An 8,563-nucleotide genomic window follows, 5' to 3' on the forward strand; every position below is an offset into this window, starting at 1 on the left:
AGGCTAAGTTTTTACTAAAAATAGCAAAAATATTCCTATTCATAGAAATTGAAAGATTTATTCAACAGTCTTTATTAAATAAATTAATAGAAAATAAAAAATATATAAGTGATAAATCATGTTTAGATATTCCGCTAAAAACTGACAAGTTAGATTATTTACTTGATTATGATCAAACGCCTAATTGCCATGAAAATATCAATAAATATATTTTCTTTGATAACTTACATCCTACAAATAGCATTCATAAAAAAATAGCCTTTTTAGCTAGTCGAAACTTCTAGTGAATTTAACTACAATAAATTAGATTTATCACCTTACCAAAAGTGATATAAAAAAAGAAATTTCGTTTTTTGTATTCGGTAGTAAAATTAGAAAATAAGTGGTGGGTTGTACAGGATTCGAACCTGTGACCAATTGGTTAAAAGCCAACTGCTCTACCGACTGAGCTAACAACCCGAGGAATGTTGATTATTATACTTATCCTATTTTCTGTGTCAACACTTTTTGCTGTTTTTTTCTATTTAATTCTAAAATTTCTATAGGATGCTTAATAGTATGTCCCTCTATGCGCTTAACTTGGCATCTACAAGAAAAACCTGTAGCTATAGAATTTCTAATACCTGACTGTTTTATTTCATTTTTCCAGCTTAGACTATAGATATGTTTTGAATCATCTATATGTTTTGTTTCATGACCAAAACTTCCAGACATACCACAACATCCAACATTAGCAATTTTTGTTTTTATACCAAAGTGATTAAGAATTTTTTGCCAATCAGTAGTTGAAGTTGTAGATAAAGATTTTTCTGTACAATGATTAAGTAAGTTAAATTCAGTATCTATCATACCGCGCATCTGAGGAAGATCTTTTAGTTTTGTAATTAACCACTCTTGAAGCATTTTTACTTTAAACCTTATTTGATCACCACAAACCTTGCGATATTCATCTCGGTATACTAATGTCATTGCTGGGTCGATTCCAATCATATCGATTTTTGTTTTAGCAATCTCATTGTATAGTTTAGTCGCTTTTAAAGCTTGTTTTTTAAAGTATTTTAAAAAACCTTTAACATGTGATGGTTTACCATTTATTTTAAAAGGAGCAAAATAAACTTTGAATCCTAAAGCTGTTAGAAAATCATATAAAGTTAAGACTATATGAGTATCGTATAATGATGTAAATATATCTTGCACGATACAAACAGTTTTTGATCGTTGTTCTACTTTTAGATTTTCTAACTCTTTAATATTGAATTCAGGAGCATTTCTCTTTTTAAGTTCAGCTCTTAAGTTTAAAGAGCTTATTAAAGGAGTATCAGCAAACCCAATGGTATTTGTTAGGCCTGCTCTAACAAATTGAGTATTAAATATATCATTGAAGATTTTTGGCATATATAAGTTTATCTTCAAAATAGATTCACTATGTTTAACAAAATAGTCTAATGAAGGTCTTTTATATTTAGAGTGATAGTTAGCCAAAAATTGAGATTTCATGGTTGGAATATCAACTTTTATAGGACAACCTGTTATACAAGCTTTACAGCCTAGACACTTATCTAAAGAATCATAAACTTGATGAGAAAAATCATTGATAGAGTCCTCAGTTTTCTCAAAGCCAAAGCTTTCTTCTTTTCCAACAGTAGAATAGCCTTTTGCTGCTAGCTGATTTAACCATTCACGTAAAACAGCAGCTCTTCCTTTAGGTGAGTATAGCCAGTTTCTACTTGCTTTAGCAGAAGGACAAATTACAGTATCTAAGTTATAGTTAAGACATTGTGAGTTTCCATTACAATTATACGCACCAGAGAATTGTTGGCGCATTTCTTTTGGTACTTGCTCATCTGAGTAGCCCCTAAAAGGTCCATCAACTTTTACTAACTGGTCTTTGCTGCCATTAGGTACTGTTATCTTGCCAGGGTTGAGCTGATTGTGAGGATCAAAAGCTTTTTTAATATGTCCTAAAGATTCATAAAGTTCATCACCAAAATAATCTTTTAAGTATTCGCTTCTATGTCCATGTCCATGCTCAGCACATAAAATGCCTCCATATTTTCTGACAAGTTCACTAACTTCTTTTGTTATCTTTGTGACTTTTTGAGAATCTTCTGGTGAGCTCATATCCAAAGCAGGGCGTACATGAAGACAACCAACATCAACATGACCAAACATGCCATATTTTACACCATGAGAATCTAATAATTTTGTTAGCTCGGCTATATAATCTGCTAGTTTCTCAGGAGCAACTGCTGTGTCCTCTATAAATGGTATTGGTTTACGACTACCTTTCATAGCACCAAGTAGTCCAACACCTTTTTTACGTAGTTCCCATAAGCTATCCATCTCCATTGGACTTTCTGTTAGGTGAAAAATTGCTTGATTTTCTAATAGGGTTCTTTCAAGATTTGCAGTTTTAGTATCTAGCTCATGTTGAGAATCTGCAATGAATTCTACGAAATTTATAGCGGCAAGATTTATTGATGTATTTTTTTCAAGCATATGTTTTATTTTGTGATAGACCTCATCATCTTTGGCTATCTCAATAATGTTGCTATCTACAGTTTCTATAGCAGATGGATTTGAGGGTAACAAATCTCTAGCAGCCTTCAGAGCTTTATTAAAACTGTCATATGAGATACTAAATAAAGCTTTATATTTTGGTTTTTTAGTTAGTTTGAGAGTCATTTCTGTAACAAAAGCTAGAGTTCCTTCTGAGCCAGAGACTAAATAACTAAGATTAATGGCATTATTTTTCTTATCATAGGTTTTTGCTAAATTATAACCTGTTAAAAATCTACTTAGTTTAGGTAGTTTTTCCTCAATTAGATTATATTTGTCTATGATTTGTTCTACTACAGTTGTGTAGATATTTTTTTCAACTTCACTTAGATTATCTTCTTGAATGTCATTTAAGCTTATTTTTTTTGTTGAGAGTTTTTGGCCATTAACTAATGTGCATTCGAGTTCTAAAATATGCTGACTAGTACGACCATATATTCTAGATCCTTTACCACAGGCATCTGTATTTACCATACCTCCTAATGTTGCTCTATTACTAGGTGACAAGTTAGGGGCAAAGAAATACTCAGTGTCTGCAAGCGAAGCATTTAATTGATCTAAAACAACTCCTGGTTCAACCTTAACAAATTCTTTTTCAATATTGATTTCTAAAATATTATTCATATAGCGACTAGAATCTATAATGACTCCAACACATAGTGAGTGGCCTGAAGTACCTGTGCCTCCTCCACGAGGAGAGAATTTTACTTCTTGGTATTCTTTTTTACTAGCTAAGGCAAAAACTCTATTAACATCATCTTTATTTTTTGGGAATACTACTAATTCTGGAACGACAAAATACACACTATTATCCATGGATGAAGATATTCTTGATGCATAGTCTGAGTGAATGTCACCTTCAAACTTAGTTTTTCTTAACTCTTCAGAAAAGCTATTTATTAAAGTATTTAGAGAATGTTCTTGATTAAGAGTAGGTAGTTTATTTTCTTTTTTAGATTCTTTCATAGAAATCGCGATATAAATAAATAGATTTATTAAAGATCATTATATAAGAAAACATTAAGTACATAAATGATAAAGTTAAAAGCAGTAATTACAAAAAAGTGCAAATTTGAATTTATGGCACTTGTTAGTTATTATAAAACGATAATAAATTTTTTAGAAAAACAAATAAGGAGTCAAATTTTTATTATGATTGAACAAATTGTTCGTACATTAAAAAACTCTTTTGGTAACATAATCGAATGGTATGACTTTTCTCTATATGGCTATTTTGCCACAATAATTGCAGCCCAATTTTTTCCTAAAACTAATGCTTGGGTAGCTTTAATAGCAACTTTTGGAGCATTTGCTGCAGGATTTATTGCAAGACCGATAGGATCAATAATTTTTGGTAGGATTGGAGATAAATTAGGCCGTCACTATGCGATGAATATTGCAATTGTCTTTATGGCTATTCCAACTATTATGATGGCCTTTTTGCCAGGTTATGGTAGCATAGGAATTTGGGCGCCAATATTATTAGTTCTAGTCAGAGTATTGCAAGGGTTATCTGCAGGTGGTCAGTTTGGTAATCTGATGACTTTAACAGCCGAAGAGCAAGCATTTACAGGCTTTAATTTAGCTGTTGCATATTCTGCAGCAGTTGTAGGCTTTCTTTTAGCATCTGGACTTAGTTACATAGCGATACACTTTTTACCAGAGTCTTGGCAGTATTATGCTTGGCGTATACCATTTGCTTTAGGTTTCTTTTTACTATTAATCCACTTTTTTATAAAAGAAGATGAAAAGGTGGAAAATACTGAAAATAACTTTAAAGTTGAACCTATTAAAGACTTGCTTAAGCATTATCCGTGGCGTTTAACATTGATTATTTGTTTATCAACAACAGCAATGGTGCTTTACTACTTAGATATAACATATATGGTAACGTATATGGAAACTGAGCTTAATCTCAGTCTTTCTACAGCATTAGCTATAAATACAGTTAGTATAGCTATTATGTGTATTGTTATGCCTTTAGCAGGATATTTATCTGATATTTGGGGGCGTAAAAAGACTCATATTGGTGGGTATATTATATTACTGGTGTTATGCGTGCCTATGGTTATATTTATGCAGCTTAATAATGTTGCACTAATAACTTCTATGGTTATTGCTATGGCAGCTTTGACTTCTATAATTCAAGGAGTATCAACACCATATTATACAGAGATCTTTCCACCAAGAGTACGTGCAACAGGGTGTTCAATAGGTTTTGGCTTTGGAGCATCTTTATCAGGTTTTGCACCAATGATAGCGACTGTTGTTATGGGATGGCTATCACCAACAGTAGGTTTATGTTTGCTTCTTTTGGCTGTTGCTATTATAGGTTTGATTATTGCAATTATAATACCAAATCAGCAGGTGGAAGTTCGAAGATTAAATAGCATTGAAGAGGTATTAGCTAGTTAAATAACCTTATTCTTAACCTTATCTTCTTATTTTAAAATCTTATTGCTAAATTATAAAATAATTAAAACTTTCATATCAAAGCAGACAAACTTTAAATATAAAGTTATAATTACGCCTGTATAGATATAATTTCAAAATTTAAAATTTCTGAGGATCATTATGAAACAAACTACTCTATTAGTAATTCTTGATGGCTGGGGCTATAGCGAGAGTGATTATTTTAATGCTATTAAAAATGCTGATACTCCAACTTGGGATAGTATATGGGAAGAGTTTCCAAAGACTCTTATTAATGCTTCTAGTTTAGCTGTGGGGCTTCCTAGAGGACAAATGGGCAACTCTGAGGTTGGTCATGTTAATATAGGTTCAGGTAGAATAGTTTACCAAGAGCTTACAAAAATTGATAAAGCTATCGAAGAGAAGACTTTTGGTGAAAATAAAGCTATCTGTGATGCTATAGAAAATGTTAAGCAAAATGATTCAAGCTTACACTTAATGGGGCTACTTTCTCCTGGCGGAGTTCATTCTCATGAAGAGCATATTTTTGAGATGATAAAGATTGCTAAGCAAAAAGGTGTTAAGAGAGTATATTTGCATGCTTTCTTAGATGGTAGAGATACACCTCCTAGATCAGCAGAAGAGTCAATTAAAAAAGCGGATAAATTATTACAGGATCTAAATTTAGGATATATAGCGAGTGTTTCTGGAAGATACTATGCTATGGATAGGGATAATCGTTGGGATAGAGTAGAAAGAGCGTATAATGCTATAGCAAATGCAGAAGCTGAGTTTATATATAGTAGTGCTCTTGAAGCATTAGAGCAATCATATGCTCGTGACCAGTCTGATGAGTTTGTAATACCTACTTGTATTAAAAAAGATGATAGATTAATAAAAGTTCAAGATAATGATAGTGTTATATTTATGAACTTCAGAGCTGATAGAGCTAGAGAAATTAGTCATGCTTTTGTCGATCAAGATTTTGATCACTTCCCTAGACCAAAGCACTTAAATATTAACTTTACATCACTTACTGAGTATGACTCTAAGCTTAAATGTGCTGTAGCATTTCCTCCAGATCAGCCAGTTAATACTCTAGGTGAAGTATTAATGAAGAATCATAAAACACAACTAAGAATAGCTGAGACAGAAAAATATCCTCATGTTACTTTCTTTTTCAATGGAGGAAAAGAAGATCAGTTTGAAGGTGAGGATAGAATATTAATACAATCTCCAAAAGTAGCGACATATGATTTACAACCGGAAATGTCAGCTCCAGAAGTTACAGATAAGCTAGTTGATGCTATAAAGAGTGGTAAATATGATTGTATAATATGTAATTATGCTAACTCTGATATGGTTGGGCATACTGGAAATTATGAAGCTGCAATGCGTGCAATAGAGTATTTGGATCAGTGTTTAGCAAAATTAAAAGATGTGATACTTGAGCATAATGGAAATATGTTTATCACGGCAGATCATGGTAATGCGGATATGATGCTAAACCCAGAAACTCAGAAGCCTCACACAGCACATACAACAAATCTGGTACCATTTGTATATGTCGGACATAAGGAAGCTGAAGTTGCTATAGAAGATGGTAAACTTTCTGATATTGCTCCAACAATACTTAATGTAATGGGTATACCGCAACCTAAAGAAATGACGGGTAAAACTATTTTTAAATTTGAAAAATAAGGGTTTTATAAAAAATGCTTGATGCAAAATATATTAAAGATAATTTACAAGAAGTAGCTGAGAAACTTGCAACTAGAGGTTATAAGTTTGATATTGAAGAGTTCAATGCTAAAGAAGCAAAGAGAAAGCAGCTACAAGAAAAGACTCAAGAACTACAAGCTGATAGAAATGCTATCTCAAAAGAGATTGGCAAAAGAAAGGCTAAAGGTGAAGATGCTAGTGATATTTTCTCAAAAGTTAATGAAATAAATGAAGAGCTTAAAGTTGTTGAGAAAGATTTAAAAGAATTACTTGAAGATATTAATCAAACTTTATTAGGTATGCCAAATATTCCTGCTGATGATGTTCCTGTAGGAAAAGATGAGGATGAAAATGTAGAAGTACGGAAATGGGGAATACCACGCGAATTTCATGTAGAAGCTCCAGCGAAAGATCATGCTGATATCGGCGAGCTACTTAATATGATAGATTTCAAAGCTGGTGCAAAGATTACAGGTAGCCGTTTTGTTGTTTTAAAAAGTAAGATAGCTAAATTACATCGTGCTTTAGCTCAATTTATGCTTGATTTGCATACAGAAAAGCATGGTTATGAAGAGCTGTATGTACCGTATATGGTAAATAATGATAGTTTGTATGGTACAGGCCAATTACCAAAATTTTCGGAAGATCTTTTTAAATTAGAAGGTGATTTTGAGTATAGCTTAATACCTACTGCTGAAGTTCCTGTTACAAACTTAGTAAGAGATGAAATCTTAGATACAGAAACATTGCCTCGATACTATACAGCTCATACTCCTTGCTTTAGAAGTGAGGCAGGGTCTTATGGTAGAGATACTAAAGGAATGATTCGTCAACATCAGTTTGAGAAAGTTGAGCTAGTACATATTACTACTCCAGAAAAAGGAGAAGAATCATTAGAGCTATTAACATCTCATGCAGAGAAAGTTTTACAAAAGCTAAATTTGCCGTATAGAGTAATGAAATTATGTACTGGAGATATGGGCTTTAGTGCTAAGAAAACTTATGATTTAGAAGTATGGTTACCATCTCAAAATACTTATAGAGAGATTTCTTCTTGTAGCTGGTGTGGTGATTTCCAAGCACGCAGAATGAAAGCTAGATATAAAGATCCATCAATGAAAAAGCCAAAATTAGTTCATACTTTAAATGGTTCTGGTTTAGCTGTTGGTAGAACATTATTGGCAGTTATAGAGAACTATCAGCAAGAAGATGGTTCTATTATGGTTCCTGAAGCTCTTATAAATTATATGGGTGGTGTTTCTGTTATTAAATAGTCAAAATGGATATTAATCAGCTTAAGATTCTTGAAGAGTCTCTTTGGATAGAAGAGACTAGATTTGATAATTCCTATATGAATAATATTTTAGCCCCTGATTTTTTTGAATTTGGTCGTTCAGGAAAGGTTTATACGAGAGAAGAAGTCTTATCCTCACCATTTCAAAGGATAAATGTAATAATACCTCTTGAGAATTTCCGAATTCATAAAATAGATAAAAATGTTTATCAAGTTACTTATATTAGTGAAGTTGGTAAAGATCAGCTAAAAGCTAATAGGAGTTCAATTTGGTTATACTCTGCTGGGGAGTGGAGACTAAAGTTTCATCAAGGAACACCTATGAGTAATTATCAAAGATAATCTCTAAATTTTATACTACAATAGATATTAGGAAAGAACTACAAAGTTTCAAAAAATTTAAATAGGTGTTCTTAATGTCAAAGATTTTAAAAATTATAAAGCGGCAGATTTATGTATTGAAAAGTAAACTTTGGTTTAATCCTTTTGCGTATTGTATATTAAAGACTGTTGAATTAATATCCCAAATTGTTAGATATATTTTGTAAAATACAGATGTTACAGATATTAGTATTT

The 8,563-nt window shown here is 32.1% G+C and carries 6 protein-coding genes and 1 tRNA gene; 5 read left to right on the plus strand and 2 right to left on the minus strand.

Annotated features, from left to right (window positions below):
• Positions 1 to 284: hypothetical protein (locus R8535_RS10260; RefSeq protein ID WP_329498986.1), on the plus strand; the 284-nt coding region annotated here is incomplete at its 5' end.
• Between the two features lie 99 nt (positions 285 to 383).
• On the opposite strand, the gene R8535_RS10265 is transcribed toward R8535_RS10260, so the two are convergent.
• Together R8535_RS10265 and R8535_RS10270 are read right to left on the minus strand one after the other, a co-directional pair.
• A tRNA-Lys gene (locus R8535_RS10265) sits at positions 384 to 459 on the minus strand.
• A 21-nt stretch (positions 460 to 480) separates the two neighbouring features.
• Positions 481 to 3,525 carry an FAD-binding and (Fe-S)-binding domain-containing protein gene (locus R8535_RS10270; protein ID WP_329498984.1) on the minus strand — a complete coding sequence of 1,015 codons (3,045 nt, stop codon included), beginning with the start codon at positions 3,523 to 3,525 and terminating at the stop codon, positions 481 to 483.
• A gap of 186 nt (positions 3,526 to 3,711) precedes the next feature.
• On the opposite strand from R8535_RS10270, the gene R8535_RS10275 reads away from it, so the two are divergent.
• From R8535_RS10275 to R8535_RS10290, 4 genes are all read left to right on the plus strand, one after another.
• Positions 3,712 to 4,974, plus strand: coding sequence for an MFS transporter (locus R8535_RS10275; protein WP_329498982.1), 1,263 nt, complete (start codon positions 3,712 to 3,714; stop codon positions 4,972 to 4,974).
• Positions 4,975 to 5,133: 159 nt separating this feature from the next.
• On the plus strand, positions 5,134 to 6,672 hold the full coding sequence (gpmI, locus tag R8535_RS10280) for a 2,3-bisphosphoglycerate-independent phosphoglycerate mutase (protein WP_329498980.1): 1,539 nt from the start codon (positions 5,134 to 5,136) through the stop codon (positions 6,670 to 6,672).
• Positions 6,673 to 6,686: 14 nt separating this feature from the next.
• The gene (gene serS, locus R8535_RS10285; RefSeq protein ID WP_329498978.1) at positions 6,687 to 7,967 is read left to right on the plus strand and encodes a serine--tRNA ligase; all 1,281 of its coding nucleotides are present in this window, start codon (positions 6,687 to 6,689) and stop codon (positions 7,965 to 7,967) included.
• A gap of 5 nt (positions 7,968 to 7,972) precedes the next feature.
• Positions 7,973 to 8,329, plus strand: coding sequence for a nuclear transport factor 2 family protein (locus tag R8535_RS10290; RefSeq protein ID WP_329498976.1), 357 nt, complete (start codon positions 7,973 to 7,975; stop codon positions 8,327 to 8,329).
• The last annotated feature ends 234 nt before the right edge of the window (positions 8,330 to 8,563 follow it).

This window comes from Francisella sp. 19S2-4, assembly GCF_036281795.1.
GTDB lineage: Bacteria > Pseudomonadota > Gammaproteobacteria > Francisellales > Francisellaceae > Francisella.

Excerpts from the sequence above, each read along its gene's own strand:
- serS (WP_329498978.1), top strand. The coding sequence starts at position 6,687 with ATGCTTGATGCAAAATATATTAAAGATAATTTACAAGAAGTAGCTGAG.
- gpmI (WP_329498980.1), top strand. The coding sequence starts at position 5,134 with ATGAAACAAACTACTCTATTAGTAATTCTTGATGGCTGGGGCTATAGC.
- R8535_RS10290 (WP_329498976.1), top strand. The coding sequence starts at position 7,973 with ATGGATATTAATCAGCTTAAGATTCTTGAAGAGTCTCTTTGGATAGAA.
- R8535_RS10275 (WP_329498982.1), top strand. The coding sequence starts at position 3,712 with ATGATTGAACAAATTGTTCGTACATTAAAAAACTCTTTTGGTAACATA.
- R8535_RS10270 (WP_329498984.1), bottom strand. The coding sequence starts at position 3,525 with ATGAAAGAATCTAAAAAAGAAAATAAACTACCTACTCTTAATCAAGAA.